We start from the raw sequence: 18958 nt of genomic DNA on the forward strand, positions 1-18958 counted from the left end.
CGAGCGCGTCCACGCGATGCTGCCCGACCTGCCGCAGAACGCGCAGGAGGCGATCCTGCGCAGCCAGGAGCAGGAAGACCAGATCCGCGCCGAGAGCCGCGCGCACGCCGACGACATGGCCAACGGCGGCGGTGGCCGCCACGGCAACTCGGGTGACAACGAATGGACCAAGGCCTCGGACGGGAACGTGGCCGTGGCCGACGCCAAGACCGACGTCATCGACTACGGCGGCAGCGATGCGCCGACCGAGCAGTGGCAGACGCCCGGTGGCGGCGACGCACTGACCAAGCCCAGTCATCGTGCTGCTGACGGGAACGAAGGGCGGACCATCTAGGGATGACGAATGCCACCACGCGTGGCGTCGACCGAATCGCGCAGGCCGGAACAGGTGCTCTCGCCCAGACCGGCAATATTGTTCAGCTCTTCGTCGATGTTGCACGCCAGACCTTTGTGCGCCCGTTCCAGTGGCGGGAGTTCATCCAGCAGGCGTGGTTCATCGCCAGTGTGACGATCCTGCCCACCGCCCTGATCGCGATTCCGTTCGGCGCCATCGTCTCCTTGCAGACGGGCTCGCTGATCAAACAGCTCGGTGCCGAGTCGTACACCGGTGCGGCCAGCGTGCTGGTCGTCATCCAGCAGGGGTCGCCACTGGTGACCTCGCTGCTCATCGCGGGTGCGGCCGGATCGGCGGTCGCCGCCGACCTCGGTTCGCGCACCATCCGTGAGGAGATCGACGCCATGGAGGTGCTGGGCATCAACCCGATCCAGCGTCTCGTGGTCCCGCGCGTGCTGGCCATGGTCCTGGTCGCGATGCTGCTCAACGGCCTCGTCGCCGTCATCGGCATCGGTGGTGGTTACTTCTTCAACGTGGTGGTGCAGGGTGGCACCCCGGGCGCCTACCTGGCGTCGTTCGGTGCTCTCGCCCAGTTGCCCGATCTCTATGTCTCGACGCTGAAGGCAGCCATCTTCGGTGTGCTGGCCGGCGTGGTCGCCTCCTACAAGGGGCTCAACCCCAAGGGCGGACCGAAGGGTGTGGGTGACGCCGTCAACCAGAGCGTCGTCATCACCTTCCTGCTGCTGTTCCTCGCCAACCTGATCATCACTGCGGTCTACCTGCAGATCGTTCCGCCGAAGGGGAGCTAGACGTGACCGATGGTGGCGGTGGCGTGACGATCGCCAAGAGCAGGCCCGAGTACTACATGTACGAGGCCCGCAAACAGCTGGGCAAACCACTCAAGGTGCTCGACGGTGCCGGCGAGCAGATGTCGTTCTACGGCCGCACGCTCGCGTGGATGCCGAAGACGTTGGTGCACTACACCCGTGAGGTCATGCGCCTGCTCGCCGAAGTCGCCTTCGGCTCGGGCGGACTCGCGGTCATCGGCGGCACCATCGGCGTGATGGTGCTGATGTCAGGTTTCACCGGCGTCGTCGTCGGCCTGCAGGGTTACGCCGCGCTCGACCAGATCGGGTCGCAGGCCCTGACCGGCTTCCTCTCGGCCTACGTGAACACCCGTGAGGTGGCGCCCCTCGTGGCCGGCCTCGCCCTGTCCGCGACCGTCGGCTGTGGCTTCACCGCGCAGCTCGGCGCCATGCGCATCTCCGAGGAGATCGACGCCCTCGAGACGATGGCCGTGCCGTCGATCCCGTTCCTGGTGTCGACCCGCGTGATCGCCGGCTTCATCGCCGTCATCCCGCTGTACGTGCTGGGTCTGCTGTCGGCGTATCTCGCCTCGAGAGTGGTGACGACTGTCTTCAACGGGCAGTCCGGCGGCTCGTACGACCATTACTTCAACCTGTTCCTGCCACCGGCCGACGTGCTCTGGTCGTTCGGCAAGGTGCTGGTCTTCGCCTTCGTGATCATCCTGGTGCACTGCTATTACGGCTACTACGCATCCGGTGGTCCGGCAGGTGTGGGCGTGGCCGTCGGCCACGCGGTCCGAGCGGCGTTGGTCCTCATCGCGGTCCTCGATTTCTTCCTGGGACTCGCCATCTGGGGCACCACCACGACGGTCAGAGTGGGAGGTTAGGCGTGTCGACCCTGCGTAAGAGGCTGCTCGGCCTGGTCTTCTTCATCGTGGTCGCACTGTTCCTGACCGCGACCATCACCAAGTTCAACAAGACGTTCCAGGATTTCACCGACGTCACCCTGTTGACCGACTCCACCGGCAACGCGCTCCCCGCGAACGCCGACGTGAAGGCGCGCGGCATGATCGTCGGCGAGGTCCGCGCGGTCAAGCCCGCGCCGGACGGCTCGGTGGAGGTCATCCTCGGCCTCGATCCGACCAAGGCCTCGGAGCTGTCCGACAAGACCACCGCGCGCATCCTGCCGAAGACGCTCTTCGGTGAGCGGTACGTGGCGCTGCAGGTTCCCGAGGACAACAACGGTCCGACGCTGAAGAACGGCGCGACCATCGAGACCGACAAGAGTGGCAACGCTCTCGAGGTCCAGCAGTTGTTCGACGATCTGCTGCCGGTGCTCGAGGCGATCCCGCCGCAGGATCTCAACGCGACGCTCACCTCGCTGTCGAAGGCGCTGTCGGGTCGCGGCGAGCAGCTCGGCACCACGCTCGAGGAGCTCGACCAGATCTTCGGTGAGGTCAACAAGAACCTGCCCGACCTCGAGGGCACCCTCGAGGGTCTGGCGACCTTCTCGCAGACCTACTCGCAGGCACTGCCCGACGTCGTCGACGCGCTGGACTCGTTCCGCACCACGTCGAACACCATCGTCGAACGCCAGGGCGATCTGCGGACCCTGATCGCAACCCTCGGTGTGGCGTCGGACGACCTCACCGGTTGGCTCCGCCAGAACCGCACCGACCTGATCGACCTTGCGGTCGACTCCGAGCAGCTCCTCGTCGGGCTGGCCAAGCAGTCCCCGACGTTCGTCTGCACGTTCCGCAACTTCGCGGGTCTGGTCCCCGAGTCACGCAACATCGTGGGCCAGGGCACCGAGAACCCCGGCGTGCGCGTGAACCTGCAGTTCGTCAACCCCCGTGGCCGATACCTACCGAACCAGGACGAACCCCGCTTCATGGATCTCGACCCGCCCGCCGTGTGCTACGAGCCCGCCAAGGACGGTCGCCCGTTCCCGCAGTACCCGGGTGGCGGCCTCGCCGACGGCAGCTACCAGCCGCCGTCACGCAACGCCGGCCCGCGCACCGTCAAGTCGCTCCCGCAGCCGCAGTTCAGCGGCATCCCCGCGGGATCGGTCAAGCCCAACCCGTTCGACGACCCGGACTACCGCAAGCAGCTCCAGGTCATCTACGGCGCGACCACCGGTGAGACACCGGAGTCGGTGCCGACCTGGGTCACGATGATCGCCGGCGGCGCCCTCCAGGGAGCGAAGGTCGACATCAAATGAGGTCGATCGTCGCGCCCCTGGTCAAGCTGATCATCTTCGCGGTCGTCACCGTGGTCACCACCAGCCTGCTCGCGCTCACCATCGCGAACGCCGGTGGTGACGGTGACGCGAAGTTCAGGGCCGTCTTCTCCGACGCCACCCTGCTGAACTCCGGAGACGACGTCCGTATCGCCGGTGTCCGCGTGGGACAGGTGGAGAAGGTCGAGGTCTACGACCGCAGCCGGGCGATGGTCTCGTTCAACGTCGACCGCGACCGGTTGCCGGACGGCACCCAGCTCTACATCCGCTACCGCAACCTCACCGGTCTGCGGTACCTCGGACTCGAGCAGGGAGCGGGCGACCCGACGAAGACCGTGGGGCAGGGCCACACCTTCGGACTGCAGCCGGGACGGGTCGACACGCATCCGCCGGTGAACCTCACCGAACTGTTCAACGGTTTCCGTCCGCTGTTCCAGCAGCTCTCGGCCGAGGACGTCAACAAGCTGACCGAGCAGATCATCGCGATCTTCGACGGTCAGGGCGGCTCGATCACGCGCCTGGTCAGCGACACCGCGGACCTGACGAACGCGATCGCCGACAAGGACAAGGTCATCGGTGACCTGATCGGCAACCTCACCAAGGTGCTCGACACGGTCAACCGCAACGACGAGCAGTTCACCAGCCTCCTCGACAACACCGAGAAGCTCGTGACCGGCCTTGCGGCACAGCGCGGTTCGGTCGGCTCGGCGATCAGCTCGGTCTCGAACCTGACCTCGGTCACGGCGAACATCCTCGGTGCGACACGTCCGTCCATCCAGGGCGACATCGCCGGTCTGAAGTCGCTCGCCGACCAGATCAACAAGCGCGACAAGGACATCGAGGAGACGCTGACCAACCTGCCGATCAAGCTGCAGAAGATCGGCCGGGCCGCGACCTTCGGCTCCTGGTTCCAGTTCTATCTGTGCGGCATCGACGTGGTCGCCGGCACCGGCAAGTCGCCGCTGTTGACGCAGCCGCTGGTACCGCTGCCCGACATCAATCACGTGCTCTACACCAGCGCGGCAACCCGCTGCTGGGCCGACGAGAAGCCAGGGGGGTGACCACGATGGCAGATCAGAACGACAACAAGGACGACGCAGCCGAGGCGGATGCGCCGAAGCAGCACCCCCATCGCCGGTTCGGTGGTCGACGCAGTCCGGTGAGCATCGGTGCCATCGGCATCCTGATCCTGATGATGCTGGGACTCAGCGCTTTCTACCTGACCGACGTCCCGTTGCTGGGTGCGGGAGCCCGCTACACCGCGGAGTTCTCCGAGGCCGCCGGGCTCAAGCCCGGCAACGAGGTGCGCGTGGCCGGTGTGAAGGTCGGCGAGGTCGACGACGTCAAGCTCAACGGCGACAAGGTCGACGTCACCTTCAAGGTGGAGAACACCTGGATCGGTGACCAGACACAGGCGTCGATCCAGATCAAGACGATCCTCGGTCAGAAGTACCTGTCGCTGAACCCGCGCGGCAGCGAACCCGCCGATCCTGATGTCCCGCTGACCGACACGGTCGCCCCGTACGACGTCATCGAAGCCTTCTCGGCTGCGGCGAACCAGATCGAGGACTTCGACAACGACCAGCTGGCCGAGTCGATGCGGGTGCTCTCCGATGCCTTCTCCGGCACCGCGGGCACCACCGGTCCGGCGCTCGACGGCCTGGCGCGTCTGTCCAACACGATCGCCAGCCGCGACCAGGAGGTGCAGAAGCTCCTCGCCGCGACCAAGGACACCTCGAAGCTGCTCGCCGATCGCAACGAGGAGTTCGTGCGCCTCATCGGCGGCGCGGGACAGCTGCTCGACGAACTGAACAACCGGCAGCAGGCCATCTCCGCGCTGCTGGCCAGCACGACGAGCCTCGGCGACTCGCTCACCGGGATCGTGCGTGACAACGAGGAACAGATCGGACCGGCACTCGACGCGCTGAAGGGCGTCAACGAGCTGCTACAGCGTCAGAACCAGAACCTCAACGACTCGATCAAGTACATGGCGCCGTTCTACCGGCTCTACGCCAACGTGCTCGGCAACGGTCGCTGGTTCGAGTCGTCCGTCGTGAACCTCCTGCCGCCGGCACTGCCACAGCAGAACACGACACGTCCGCCCAACAAGAAGACGCTCGAACAGAACAACGGCGGAACGGAGGCAGGCTGATGACCGCGCCAGACCTGACACAGACCTCCGGTCCCGGCCGCTGGTTCACCCCGCGCCACATCGTGGCGCTCGTCCTCGGACTGATCCTCGCGCTGGTCGTCGCCGGCGCACTGTGGTGGGTGTTCTCGTCGATGGGGACCACCAAGATCACCGCGACCTTCAAGCGGTCGGTCGGTATCTACTCCGGTTCCGACGTCCGCATCCTCGGCGTCGCCGTGGGCAAGGTCGACTCGGTGACGCCGCAGGGCGACACCGTGAAGGTGACGATGACCGTCGACCGCGGCATCACCCTGCCCGAGGACGTCCGTGCCGTGCAGGTGATCCCGTCGGTCGTCGCCGACCGCTACGTGCAGCTGACCCCCGCCTACTCCGGTGGGCCGAAGGCCGGGCGGGACATCACTCTCGGCGTGGACCAGACCATGGTCCCGGTCGAGGTCGACGAGCTCTATGCCAGCGTCAAGGAACTGTCCGACGCGCTCGGTCCCGACGGTGCCAACAAGACCGATGGCACCGGACGGCAGGGTGCGGTGAGCGAACTCGTCGCGACCGGTGCCGCGAACCTCGAGGGCAACGGCGACAAGCTCGGCGCCGCCATCGAGAACCTGTCGAAGGCCAGCACGACCCTCAGCGATTCGCGGGGGAACCTCTTCGACACCGTCAAGAATCTCAACACCTTCGTCGGCGCCCTGCGCGAGAACGACGCCCAGGTGCGCCAGTTCAACACGCAGATGGCGTCGTTCAACAAGTTCCTCGCCGGTGAGCGCGAACAGCTCGCAGCTGCGCTGAACAAGCTGTCCGTCGCGCTCGGCGACGTGGCGGGATTCCTCGACGACAACCGCGAGCAGATCGGTGAGACCGTCAAGGACCTGCAGCCGACGACGCAGACACTGCTCAACCGCAAGGACAATCTCAAGGAGATCCTGACGGTCCTGCCGGTCACCATCAGCAACCTGATCAACGCCTACGACGCGGAGTCGGGAACCCTGGCGATGCGCTTGACCATCCCGGATCTGCAGGACCTGATCGGTGCGCAGTGCCGTCTGCTCGACCTCGGCCAGTTGCTCCCGGGCAATCCGCAGGCCACGCAGTTCAGCAACACGCTCCGACCGCTGATCAGCCAGTGTGAGGCACTCGGCAAGCAGATCACCGACGGCGTGCTCGAGCCGATGCTGCCCGTCCTGCCCTTCGGCATCATGAGCAACAACAAGCTGCAGAAGGCGCCGGTACCGGGCACGGTCCCCGGTAACCCCGATCCCGAGCTCGGTTCGGCCGCCACGACCAAGCCGAAGCCGACCACGTCGAAGCCGAAGCCGACGACTTCCAAGCCGTCGCCCTCGAGCACTCCGCGTCCCCGGGGAGGCAACTGATGAACCGACGGTCCATGCGAATGGCCCTGGCCGGTGCAGCCCTGTCACTCACGGTTCTCGTGTCGGGCTGTATGTCCAACGGCATCCAGTCGCTGCCGCTGCCCGGCGGCGTCGACACCGGCAGCAACCCGCGCACCTACAAGATCCAGTTCGACGACGTGCTCGACCTGGTGCCCCAGTCGATGGTCAAGCGCGACGGCATCCCCGTCGGCCGCGTGACCAAGGTCGAGGTGCCGAACGATCAGTGGTTCGCCCAGGTCACGGTCGAGGTCAAGAACGAGGTCGACCTCTCCGACGAGTCCGAGGCGAGCGTTCAGCAGACCTCGCTCCTCGGCGAGAAGTTCGTGTCACTGAGCGAACCGGAGGACAGCGCGAAGGCTCCGCGCCAGAACCCGGCCGAGCCGATCCCGGTGTCGCGGACGCGTACCGCCACCGACATCGAGCAGGTCCTCGGTGCTCTGGCACTGCTGCTCACCGGCGGTGGTATCAACCAGATCCAGCCGATCGTCACCGAACTGAACAAGGCGCTCGACGGCCGGGCCGGCAAGGTCCGCGACCTGATCGACCAGACCGAGAAGCTGATCGCCGGCCTCAACCGCCAGCGTGACGACATCATCGGCGCGATCGACGGGCTGGCCGACCTGTCCGAACGGACCGCGGCGCAGACCGAACAGATCGACCGCATCCTCAAGCAACTGCCCGAGGGCATCGAGGTGCTCGAGGAACAGCGCCCGCAGTTCGTCGACCTGCTGACCAAGCTCGACGAGCTCGGCCAGGTCGGCACCGACGTGCTCGGCAAGTCGCGCAAGGCCCTGATCAACGACCTCAAGGCGCTGCGTCCGGTGCTGACCCAGCTCGCCGCGGCCGCCCCGGACGCGATCACCGCAGCACCGCTGATCCTCACCCACCCGTTCCCGGACTGGCTGCTGCCCGGCGTCAAGGGCGATGCGACCAACCTGTTCATGACCCTGGACCTGCGCATCCTCAACCAGATCGAGGCACTCGGCGTGGGGCAGGGGACACCGAAGTACTCGCCGCCGGCCCGCGTGAAGGTGCCCGTCGACAAGCGGAACCCGTACTACGGCGGTAACGGACCTCGCTACGGCTGGCCGACCATCACGCTGTTGCCGCCCGGCCCGAACTGGCGGCCGGGACCGAACACGCCGCCGTCCGGCGGGCGTTACCCGGCGGCATCGTTCTCACGATCGGCCGAGGGCGCCGGCCCGATGCCCGCGCCTGCGAAGCCGGGACAGGGCATTCTCGACGGCCCGCTCGCGGCGTTGGGTATCGCACCCAAGTCGCAGGCACCTACAGGAGCAGGACGATGACCAGCAGACTCGTCAAGATCCAGCTGATCGTGTTCGTCGTCGTCGGCCTGATCGCGCTGGTGTATGTCGGTGCCAAATATGCGCGGCTCGACAAGCTCGCCGGTGTCGGCATGTACACGGTCACCGCGGAGCTGCCCGATTCCGGCGGCATCTTCACCAACGCCGAGGTCTCGTATCAGGGCGTGCCGGTCGGACGCGTCGGCGGGATGACGCTGACCAAGACCGGCGTCGACGTGAAGCTCGACATCGACTCCGGCGGCCCGGACATCCCGGCGTCGGCGACCGCGGTCGTCGCGTCTCGTTCGGCGATCGGTGAGCAGTACGTCGACCTCCAGCCGACCTCCGCGGAGGGGCCGTACCTGAAGGACGGCGACGTCATCACGAAGTCCAAGCTGCCCGAGCCGCTGGAGGACGTCGTGAAGTCGGCGATCGACTTCACCTCGTCGATCCCGGTGGACGACCTGAACATCGTGATCACCGAGCTCGGGAAGGCGTTCAACGGTCAGAGCGAGAACCTGACCCGCCTCGTCGACTCGCTGGGGAAGCTGTCGCGTGCAGGCGTCGACAACCTGCCCCAGGTCGTGTCGCTGATCCAGGACTCGAACGTCGTCCTCGAGACGCAGGCCGACCAGTCGGATGCGATCCTCACGTGGTCGCGGAACCTCAACCTGGTCACCGCGACTCTCGCGACCTCCGATCCCGACCTGCGTCGTCTGCTCACCACCGGCACGCTGTCGGCGACGGAGATCTCCGAGCTCATCCAGAAGAACGGCAACGACATCTCCAAGGTGGTGAAGGACCTCGCCGAGGTCTCCCGCACCATCGAGCCGGCGACCTACAACATCTCGACGACCGTCGCGATGCTGTCCGCGCTGTCGGCCGGTAGCCACTCGCCGGCGCCCGGTGACGGCCAGATCCACTTCGGCGTCGTCCTCGAGACCAACAACCCCGCCGCATGTACCCGGGGCTACGAGAGCACCGACGCGCTCATGGCCGAGATGCGACGCAAGAACCCGAACTTCGACAAGCACTACGACGAATTCCCGTTCAACACCGAGGCCAAGTGCACCGTGCCGCTCGGCAATCCGACGGGTGTGCGCGGTGCGGATCGTGCGCAGTACGCGAATCCCGCGTACCCGCAGCCGTGGGACTCCACGCCGAAGAAGGACCCCGACAAGCTGAACCTCAACCCGCTGGCCCAGCAGCTCGCAGCGCTGCTCGGGGTGCGGCCCAAGTAGACGAACGCAGGCCGTCCAGGGCCCGGACTCCGCTTCCCGGTGGACTCTCGGCCTTGGCCCGCGCTCAGGAGCGATCTATACAGTGTCTTCTGCTATGACTGGCACCCCCGAACCCTCAGACCCAGCACACTCGGACACTGATCCGACCAAGGCGAGCACCCGCCCCGCGTTGACGCGGATCGCCGGTGTCGCGCCGCTCGCCCTGGCGATCATCGCGGTGATCGCGGCGACGGTCTGCGTGGTCGTGTTCGGAGTGCGCGCCTACGACGTCTACGCGAACCAGTACCCCGCGCAGCAGACGCGTGACGACGCCACCCAGGCGGCCGAGCAGGCCGTACTGAACGTCACCACGATCGACCCCACCGATCTCGACGGCTTCAAGAAGCGTGCCGAGGCCTCCCTGACCGGTAAGGCCAAGGACGAGGTGCTCGGCGGCAAGGACGGCAGTGTCCTCGACATGCTGTCGCAGGCGGGACCCGAGGCCGCGAAGCTCAGCGCGCGCCTGGTGCGCAGCGCACCGACCGAGGTCAACCCCGACGAGAAGAAGGCCAAGGTCCTCGTCTACGTCATCACGACCCTCGAGCGGCCCGGCCAGCCCGGCGTCGACGAGACGCGCGGATTCGACGTGAGCATGGTCAAGGACGGCGACCTCTGGAAGGCCGAGAACCTCCTCGGCCTGGAAGGCATCGCCTACGCAGACGCGGGTCAGGCCGGAAACGGCCAGGCGCCCGCGCCGGCACCGGGAGGCGGAAACTGATGGCCCAGAACCCGAAGAAGCCCGCAGGAAAGCGTCGTCCGACGCCGAAGGTCGCCGGACACACCCGTCCCGGCCGGCCGGAGTCCGACGAGGTCACCACCGACACCGGTGTCTCCCCGTCGACGTCCGACGAGCCGACCACCGACGCAGGTGTCTCCATGTCGAAGTCCGACGAGGTCACCACCGACGAGGCGCCGGCCACGCCCGACCTCACCAAGTCTGATTCCAGCAAGCCCGACCTGACCAAGCCGAAGCGGCCGGTCTCCCGGGTCTCGACCCTGCGTCCCAGCGCGACCGACCCGACCGCGGCGGACTCGGCGTCGGACACCTCCGCGGACGGCCCTCGTGGCCGGCGGGGGAGCGGCGTGGGCGAGAAGGTGCGGTCGACCCCGCTCGCGGCGATCCTCGCCGCGGTCGCGGTGGTGCTCGGCATCGTCGCCCTGGTCCTCGCCTTCCACCCCGGCGCGAGCATCGGCCCGAACAAGGCCTTCATCGAGCGCGAGGCCACCTCGGAGCTGACCGGGCAAGCGCAGCAACGGATCTGCGCGGTGTTCGGTTACGAGCACACCGAGCTCGACGACTGGCAGAAGCGCGCACAGGATGCCCTGACGGGGCAGGCGCGCGAGGAGTTCGACAAGACCTTCAAGGCGCAGAAGGACCTGATCACGCAGACCAAGACCGGTGCCGAGTGCCGGGTCGACGCCCTGGGCGTCAAGGACCTGACCGGCGACCGTGCGACCGTGATCGCCAACCTGATCATCAGCGAGACGCAGAACAGCATGGCCACCAACAGCGGGGCCCCGCGTGCGCAGTTCGCCATGGTCAGGGAGGGCGACACCTGGCGGATCCAGGGCGTCGAGCCGTTCTGATCGCCAGGTCGCCGGGTGAGTCCGGGGACAAGTTCGCGAAATTGGCGCGTACCGCTTGACGTTTGGGCGTTGTCGGGCCAGTCTGTGACCAGCGATTGAGTGCAGGCAGCCACCCGTGCGAAATCGTTTCTTGACGGGCTTGACAAAGTACGTCTATTTTCTGCTACAGTTGGACGTTGCGCTGGCTGCCTCCTGTCCATCAATCGATCCTTCTACGGCCACTCTTAGTTGTGTGTGCTGCGGTGATCGCCGATCTCAGGGTGTCACCAGCGAACGGCCCATCAAGCCACCGCACATCTAGGTTGTGAATAACGTCGTGTTGGAAGGACGCATCTTGGCAGTCAACCGCCAGTCCACCTCAACAATCCCCGGCGCGCCGCATCGCGCGTCGTTTGCAAAGATCAGCGAGCCGCTGGAGGTTCCCGGCCTCCTCGACCTCCAACTCGATTCCTTCGAATGGCTCGTCGGGTCCCCGGAGTGGCGCGCCAAGGCGATCGCCCGCGGAGAAGAGAACCCGACGGGCGGGCTGGAGGACATCCTCCACGAGCTGTCCCCGATCGAGGACTTCTCCGGGTCGATGTCCCTGTCGTTCTCCGAGCCGCACTTCGACGAGGTCAAGGCCTCCGTCGAGGAGTGCAAGGACAAGGACATGACCTACGCGGCGCCGCTGTTCGTCACCGCTGAGTTCATCAACAACAACACCGGTGAGATCAAGTCGCAGACCGTCTTCATGGGCGACTTCCCGATCATGACCGACAAGGGCAGCTTCATCATCAACGGCACCGAGCGTGTCGTGGTGAGCCAGCTGGTCCGCAGCCCCGGCGTGTACTTCGACGCGTCGATCGACAAGGCCACCGAGAAGACCCTGCACACCGTCAAGGTGATCCCGGGTCGCGGTGCGTGGCTGGAGTTCGACGTCGACAAGCGCGACACCGTGGGTGTGCGTATCGACCGCAAGCGCCGTCAGCCGGTCACCGTGCTGCTCAAGGCCCTCGGTTTCACCACCGAGGAGATCACCGAGCGCTTCGGCTTCTCCGAGATCATGATGTCGACCCTGGAGAAGGACAACACCGCCAACCAGGACGAGGCGCTGCTCGAGGTCTACCGCAAGCTGCGTCCGGGTGAGCCGCCGACCAAGGAGTCCGCGGAGAACCTCCTGGAGAACCTGTTCTTCAAGGACAAGCGCTACGACCTCGCCCGCGTGGGCCGCTACAAGGTCAACAAGAAGCTGGGCCTGACGGACAACCCGATGTTCGGCGAGTCGACCCTGACCCGCGAGGACATCATCGCGACCGTCGAGTACCTGGTGCGTCTGCACGAGGCCGACCCGCACACGACCACCTACATGACCGTGCCCGGTGGTGTGGAGGTTCCCGTCGAGGTCGACGACATCGACCACTTCGGCAACCGTCGTCTGCGTACCGTCGGCGAGCTGATCCAGAACCAGATCCGCGTGGGCCTCTCGCGTATGGAGCGTGTCGTGCGTGAGCGCATGACCACCCAGGACGTCGAGGCGATCACCCCGCAGACCCTGATCAACATCCGTCCCGTCGTGGCGGCGATCAAGGAGTTCTTCGGAACCAGCCAGCTGTCGCAGTTCATGGACCAGAACAACCCGCTGTCGGGTCTGACCCACAAGCGTCGTCTGTCGGCGCTGGGCCCGGGCGGTCTGAGCCGTGAGCGTGCCGGCCTCGAGGTGCGCGACGTCCACCCGTCGCACTACGGCCGTATGTGCCCGATCGAGACCCCTGAGGGTCCGAACATCGGTCTGATCGGTTCGCTCTCGGTGTACGCACGGGTCAACCCGTTCGGCTTCATCGAGACCCCGTACCGCAAGGTCGTCGACGGTGTCGTCACCGACGAGATCCAGTACATGACCGCCGACGAGGAGGATCGCTTCCTCATCGGTCAGGCCAACACCAACTTCGACGGCAGCGGCCGTATCACCGACGAGCGTGTGCTGGTGCGCAAGAAGGGCTCCGAGGTGGAGTTCGTGGGCGCCACCGATGTCGAGTACCTCGACGTCTCGCCGCGCCAGATGGTGTCGGTCGCGACCGCGATGATCCCGTTCCTCGAGCACGACGACGCGAACCGCGCCCTGATGGGTGCGAACATGCAGCGTCAGGCCGTGCCGCTGGTGCGCAACGAGTCGCCGCTGGTCGGTACCGGCATGGAGCTCCGTGCCGCCGTCGACGCCGGTGACGTCATCGTGTCGTCCAAGACCGGTGTGGTGGAAGAGGTCTCGGCCGACTACATCACCGTCATGTCCGACGACGGCACCCGTGACACCTACCGGATGCGCAAGTTCGCGCGTTCGAACCACGGCACCTGCGCCAACCAGCGTCCGATCGTGGACGAGGGTCAGCGTGTGGAGGCCGGCCAGGTCCTCGCCGACGGCCCCTGCACCGAGAACGGTGAGATGGCGCTCGGCAAGAACCTGCTCGTGGCGATCATGCCGTGGGAGGGCCACAACTACGAGGACGCGATCATCCTGTCGCAGCGCCTCGTGGAAGAGGACGTCCTGACCTCGATCCACATCGAGGAGCACGAGATCGACGCCCGCGACACCAAGCTCGGTGCCGAGGAGATCACCCGGGACATCCCGAACGTCTCCGACGAGGTCCTCGCCGACCTCGACGAGCGCGGCATCGTGCGCATCGGTGCCGAGGTCCGCGACGGCGACATCCTGGTCGGCAAGGTCACCCCGAAGGGCGAGACCGAGCTGACCCCGGAAGAGCGTCTGCTGCGTGCCATCTTCGGTGAGAAGGCCCGTGAGGTCCGCGACACCTCGCTGAAGGTGCCCCACGGCGAGACCGGCAAGGTCATCGGCGTGCGCGTGTTCAGCCGCGACGACGACGACGATCTCGCGCCCGGCGTGAACGAGCTGGTCCGCGTCTATGTGGCCCAGAAGCGCAAGATCCAGGACGGCGACAAGCTCGCCGGTCGCCACGGCAACAAGGGCGTCATCGGCAAGATCCTCCCGCAGGAGGACATGCCGTTCCTGCCCGACGGCACCCCGGTCGACATCATCCTGAACACCCACGGTGTCCCGCGTCGTATGAACATCGGCCAGATCCTGGAGACCCACCTCGGGTGGATCGCCAAGGCCGGCTGGAACATCAACGTGGCCGAGGGCGTCCCGGAGTGGGCCTCGAACCTGCCCGAGGACATGTACTCGGCGGAGCCCGACACCAACACCGCCACCCCGGTGTTCGACGGTGCGCGTGAGGAGGAGCTGACCGGACTGCTGTCCTCGACGCTGCCCAACCGCGACGGTGAGGTCATGGTCAACGGCGACGGCAAGGCGACGCTGTTCGACGGTCGTTCCGGCGAGCCGTTCCCGTACCCGGTGGCGGTCGGCTACATGTACATCATCAAGCTGCACCACCTGGTCGACGACAAGATCCACGCTCGCTCGACCGGTCCGTACTCGATGATCACCCAGCAGCCGCTCGGTGGTAAGGCGCAGTTCGGTGGTCAGCGCTTCGGTGAGATGGAGTGCTGGGCGATGCAGGCGTACGGCGCCGCATACACCCTGCAGGAGCTGCTCACCATCAAGTCGGACGACGTGGTGGGCCGCGTGAAGGTCTACGAGGCGATCGTCAAGGGCGAGAACATCCCGGAACCGGGCATCCCCGAGTCGTTCAAGGTGCTTCTGAAGGAACTTCAGTCGCTCTGCCTGAACGTCGAGGTGCTCAGCTCCGACGGTGCCGCCATCGAGATGCACGACACCGACGACGAGGACCTGGAGCGCGCTGCTGCCAACCTCGGAATCAACCTGTCGCGCAACGAGTCGGCGACCGTCGACGACCTCGCCAACTGATCCTCACCACTGACAACAGAGCTCTGGAAAGGTAACAAGTGCTCGACGTCAACTTTTTCGACGAACTGAAGATCGGCCTGGCCACGGCCGACGACATCCACAACTGGTCATACGGTGAGGTCAAGAAGCCGGAGACGATCAACTACCGCACGCTCAAGCCCGAGAAGGACGGCCTGTTCTGCGAGAAGATCTTCGGACCGACCCGCGACTGGGAGTGCTACTGCGGTAAGTACAAGCGCGTCCGCTTCAAGGGCATCATCTGTGAGCGCTGCGGCGTCGAGGTGACCAAGGCCAAGGTGCGCCGTGAGCGCATGGGCCACATCGAGCTGGCCGCACCGGTCACGCACATCTGGTACTTCAAGGGTGTGCCGAGCCGGCTGGGCTACCTGCTCGACCTGGCGCCGAAGGATCTCGAGAAGATCATCTACTTCGCCGCCTACGTGATCACCGCCGTCGACGACGAACTGCGTCACAACGAGCTCTCGACCCTCGAGGCCGAGATGGAGGTCGAGAAGAAGGCCGTCGCCGATCAGCGCGACGCTGACCTGAACGAGCGCCAGCAGAAGCTCGAGCAGGATCTCGCCGAGCTCGAGGCCGAGGGTGCCAAGGCCGACGTGCGCCGCAAGGTGCGCGACGGTGCCGAGCGCGAGATGCGTCGTATGCGCGACTCCGCTCAGCGTGAGCTCGACGGTCTCGAGGAGATCTGGGACAAGTTCGTCAAGCTCTCCCCGGGCGACCTCATCATCGACGAGAAGCTGTACCGCCAGCTCGAAGAGCGTTACGGCGAGTACTTCCAGGGTTCGATGGGTGCCGAGGCGATCAAGAAGCTCCTGGAGAACTTCGACATCGATGCCGAGGCCGAGTCGCTCCGCGAGACCATCCGCAGCGGCAAGGGCCAGAAGAAGCTCCGTGCTCTCAAGCGCCTGAAGGTCGTCGCCGCGTTCCAGCAGTCGGGCAACTCGCCGCTGGGCATGGTCCTCGACGCCGTGCCGGTGATCCCGCCGGAGCTGCGTCCGATGGTTCAGCTCGACGGTGGCCGCTTCGCGACCTCCGACCTGAACGACCTGTACCGCCGCGTCATCAACCGCAACAACCGCCTCAAGCGTCTGATCGACCTCGGTGCTCCCGAGATCATCGTGAACAACGAGAAGCGGATGCTGCAGGAGTCGGTCGACGCCCTGTTCGACAACGGCCGTCGTGGTCGTCCGGTCACCGGACCGGGCAACCGCCCGCTGAAGTCCCTGAGCGATCTGCTCAAGGGCAAGCAGGGTCGTTTCCGTCAGAACCTGCTCGGTAAGCGCGTCGACTACTCGGGCCGTTCGGTCATCGTCGTCGGCCCGCAGCTGAAGCTGCACCAGTGTGGTCTGCCGAAGCTGATGGCTCTCGAGCTGTTCAAGCCGTTCGTGATGAAGCGTCTGGTCGACTTGAACCAGGCCCAGAACATCAAGTCGGCCAAGCGCATGGTCGAGCGTCAGCGCCCCGCGGTGTGGGACGTCCTCGAAGAGGTCATCTCCGAGCACCCGGTTCTGCTGAACCGTGCGCCCACGCTGCACCGCCTCGGTATCCAGGCCTTCGAGCCGCAGCTGGTGGAGGGTAAGGCCATCCAGCTGCACCCGCTGGTGTGTGAGGCGTTCAACGCCGACTTCGACGGTGACCAGATGGCCGTGCACCTGCCGCTGTCCGCGGAGGCGCAGGCCGAGGCGCGCATCCTGATGCTGTCGTCGAACAACATCCTGTCGCCGGCATCGGGCCGCCCGCTCGCCATGCCGCGTCTGGACATGGTGACCGGTCTGTACTTCCTGACCACCCTCAAGGAGGGTGCGGCAGGCGAGTACACCCCGGCGACCGCCGAAGACATCGAGCGTGGCGTCTACTCGAGCCCGTCGGAGGCCATCATGGCCGTCGACCGCGGTCAGCTCACCGTGCAGTCGCGCATCAAGGTGCGTCTGACCGGGCAGCGTCCGTCGGCCGAGGTCGAGGCCGAGCTGTTCCCCGAGGGATGGCGTTTCGGACAGCCGTGGACCACCGTCACCACGTTGGGCCGCGTGCTCTTCAACGAGCTGCTGCCGATCGAGTACCCGTTCGTCGACGAGCAGATGCCGAAGAAGCGTCAGGCCGCGATCATCAACGATCTCGCCGAGCGCTACCCGATGATCGTGGTCGCCCAGACCGTCGACAAGCTCAAGGACGTCGGCTTCTACTGGGCCACCCGTTCGGGCGTCACCGTGTCGATGGCCGACGTGCTCGTGCCGCCGCAGAAGGCTGAGATCCTCGACCGTTACGAGGAGCGTGCCGACGGTCTGGAGCGCAAGTTCCAGCGCGGTGCCCTCACGCCGGACGAGCGTCGCGACGCACTGGTGGAGATCTGGAAGCAGGCCACCGAAGAAGTCGGTAAGGCCATGGAGGAGTACTACCCCGAGGACAACCCGATCATCATGATCCCGAGGTCGGGTGCCACCGGTAACCTGACGCAGGTTCGTAACCTGTCGGGCATGAAGGGTCTCGTGACCAACCCGAAGGGTGAGTTCATCCCGCGTCCGATCAAGTCCTCGTTCCGCGAGGGCCTGACCGTCGCCGAGTACTTCATCAACACGCACGGTGCCCGTAAGGGTCTGGCGGACACGGCTCTCCGTACCGCCGACTCGGGCTACCTGACCCGTCGTCTGGTCGACGTGTCGCAGGACGTCATCGTCCGCGAGACCGACTGTGGCACCGAGCGCGGCATCAACGTGCAGCTGGGTGAGAAGCAGCCCGACGGCTCGATCATCCGCGACGCGCATGTCGAGACCTCGGCGTACGCACGCACCCTGGCCGCCGACGCGGTCGACGCCGACGGCAACGTCGTCGTCGAGCGCGGCCACGACCTCGGCGACCCGGCCATCGAGGCTCTCCTCGCTGCCGGCATCGCACAGGTCAAGGTCCGTTCGGTCCTCACCTGTGCCACCGGCACCGGTGTGTGTGCGCACTGCTACGGCCGTTCGATGGCCACCGGCAAGCTCGTCGACATCGGTGAGGCCGTGGGTATCATCGCGGCCCAGTCGATCGGTGAGCCCGGTACCCAGCTGACGATGCGTACGTTCCACCAGGGTGGCGTCGGTGACGACATCACCGGTGGTCTGCCGCGTGTCCAGGAGCTCTTCGAGGCCCGCGTCCCCAAGGGCGTCGCGCCGATCGCAGAGGTCTCCGGCCGGATTCGCCTCGAGGACGACGACCGCTTCTACAAGATCACGATCATCCCGGACGATGGTTCCGAAGAGGTCGTCATCGACAAGATCTCGAAGCGTCAGCGTCTGCGCGTGTTCAAGCACGAGGACGGCTCCGAGCGTCTCCTGGCCGACGGTGACCACGTCGAGGTCGGCCAGCAGCTCATGGAGGGCTCGGCCAACCCGCACGAGGTCCTGCGCGTCATGGGTCCCCGTCAGGTGCAGATCCACCTGGTCAACGAGGTCCAGGAGGTCTACCGCAGCCAGGGTGTGTCGATCCACGACAAGCACATCGAGACGATCGTTCGTCAGATGCTGCGTCGCGTGACGATCATCGATCACGGTGCAACCGAGTTCCTGCCCGGTTCGCTCGTCGAGCGTGCCGAGTTCGAGGCGGCCAACCGTCAGGTGGTCACCGAGGGTGGCGAGCCCGCAGCCGGACGTCCGGTGCTCATGGGTATCACCAAGGCCTCGCTCGCGACCGAGTCGTGGCTGTCGGCGGCGTCGTTCCAGGAGACCACGCGTGTCCTGACCGACGCGGCGATCAACAGCCGCAGCGACAAGCTGATCGGTCTGAAGGAGAACGTGATCATCGGTAAGCTGATCCCGGCCGGTACCGGTATCAACCGTTACCGCAACATCCAGGTTCAGCCGACCGAAGAGGCACGTGCCGCGGCCTACGCGGTGCCGTCGTACGACGACACCTACTACAGCCCGGACGGCACCTTCGGTGCTCCGGCCGGCGCTGCGGTGCCGCTGGACGACTACGGTTTCTCCAACGAATACCGGTAAGCCGTAAGACAGCTGAAAAGCCCTCGCACTCGTTGAGTGCGAGGGCTTTT

12 protein-coding genes and 1 pseudogene are annotated in these 18958 nt (G+C 66.0%); all 13 read left to right on the forward strand.

Features of this window, described 5'->3' with window-relative positions:
* Positions 1-334, forward strand: a pseudogene (locus tag OK17_RS14615) (ABC transporter ATP-binding protein); the annotation flags it as partial.
* Positions 335-336: 2 nt separating this feature from the next.
* Positions 337-1143 (forward strand): MlaE family ABC transporter permease, encoded by an 807-nt coding sequence (locus tag OK17_RS14620; protein ID WP_006358237.1) that lies wholly within the window; start codon positions 337-339, stop codon positions 1141-1143.
* 2 nt (positions 1144-1145) lie between these two features.
* Positions 1146-2027, forward strand: a complete 882-nt coding sequence (locus OK17_RS14625) for an MlaE family ABC transporter permease (protein ID WP_006865197.1) — start codon at positions 1146-1148, stop codon at positions 2025-2027.
* A 2-nt stretch (positions 2028-2029) separates the two neighbouring features.
* Entirely contained in the window at positions 2030-3361 is a 1332-nt protein-coding gene (locus OK17_RS14630; RefSeq protein WP_461417883.1) for an MCE family protein, read from the forward strand.
* On the forward strand, positions 3358-4440 hold the full coding sequence (locus OK17_RS14635; protein ID WP_461417884.1) for an MCE family protein: 1083 nt from the start codon (positions 3358-3360) through the stop codon (positions 4438-4440). The genes OK17_RS14630 and OK17_RS14635 overlap by 4 nt, the downstream gene beginning before the upstream one ends.
* Before the next feature lie 5 nt (positions 4441-4445).
* The gene (locus OK17_RS14640; protein WP_006865194.1) at positions 4446-5531 is read left to right on the forward strand and encodes an MCE family protein; all 1086 of its coding nucleotides are present in this window, start codon (positions 4446-4448) and stop codon (positions 5529-5531) included.
* Positions 5531-6898: an MCE family protein gene (locus OK17_RS14645; protein WP_232715812.1), complete on the forward strand. Its 1368-nt coding sequence runs from the start codon at positions 5531-5533 to the stop codon at positions 6896-6898. The genes OK17_RS14640 and OK17_RS14645 overlap by 1 nt, the downstream gene beginning before the upstream one ends.
* Complete coding sequence (locus OK17_RS14650; RefSeq protein ID WP_232715813.1) at positions 6898-8226, forward strand: MCE family protein; 1329 nt, start codon at positions 6898-6900, stop codon at positions 8224-8226. Before OK17_RS14645 ends, OK17_RS14650 begins: the two co-directional genes overlap by 1 nt.
* On the forward strand, positions 8223-9464 hold the full coding sequence (locus tag OK17_RS14655; RefSeq protein WP_232715814.1) for an MCE family protein: 1242 nt from the start codon (positions 8223-8225) through the stop codon (positions 9462-9464). Before OK17_RS14650 ends, OK17_RS14655 begins: the two co-directional genes overlap by 4 nt.
* Before the next feature lie 94 nt (positions 9465-9558).
* A complete protein-coding gene (locus OK17_RS14660) occupies positions 9559-10221 on the forward strand; it encodes a hypothetical protein (protein ID WP_461417886.1) in 663 nt (220 codons plus the stop codon).
* On the forward strand, positions 10221-11090 hold the full coding sequence (locus OK17_RS14665; RefSeq protein ID WP_461417887.1) for a hypothetical protein: 870 nt from the start codon (positions 10221-10223) through the stop codon (positions 11088-11090). The genes OK17_RS14660 and OK17_RS14665 overlap by 1 nt, the downstream gene beginning before the upstream one ends.
* Positions 11091-11406: 316 nt before the next feature.
* Positions 11407-14913 carry a DNA-directed RNA polymerase subunit beta gene (rpoB, locus tag OK17_RS14670; protein ID WP_232715817.1) on the forward strand — a complete coding sequence of 1169 codons (3507 nt, stop codon included), beginning with the start codon at positions 11407-11409 and terminating at the stop codon, positions 14911-14913.
* 38 nt (positions 14914-14951) lie between these two features.
* Positions 14952-18908, forward strand: a complete 3957-nt coding sequence (locus OK17_RS14675; RefSeq protein ID WP_461417888.1) for a DNA-directed RNA polymerase subunit beta' — start codon at positions 14952-14954, stop codon at positions 18906-18908.
* Positions 18909-18958: the final 50 nt, after the last annotated feature.

The sequence above is a fragment of the Gordonia sp. GN26 genome (genome assembly GCF_054823965.1).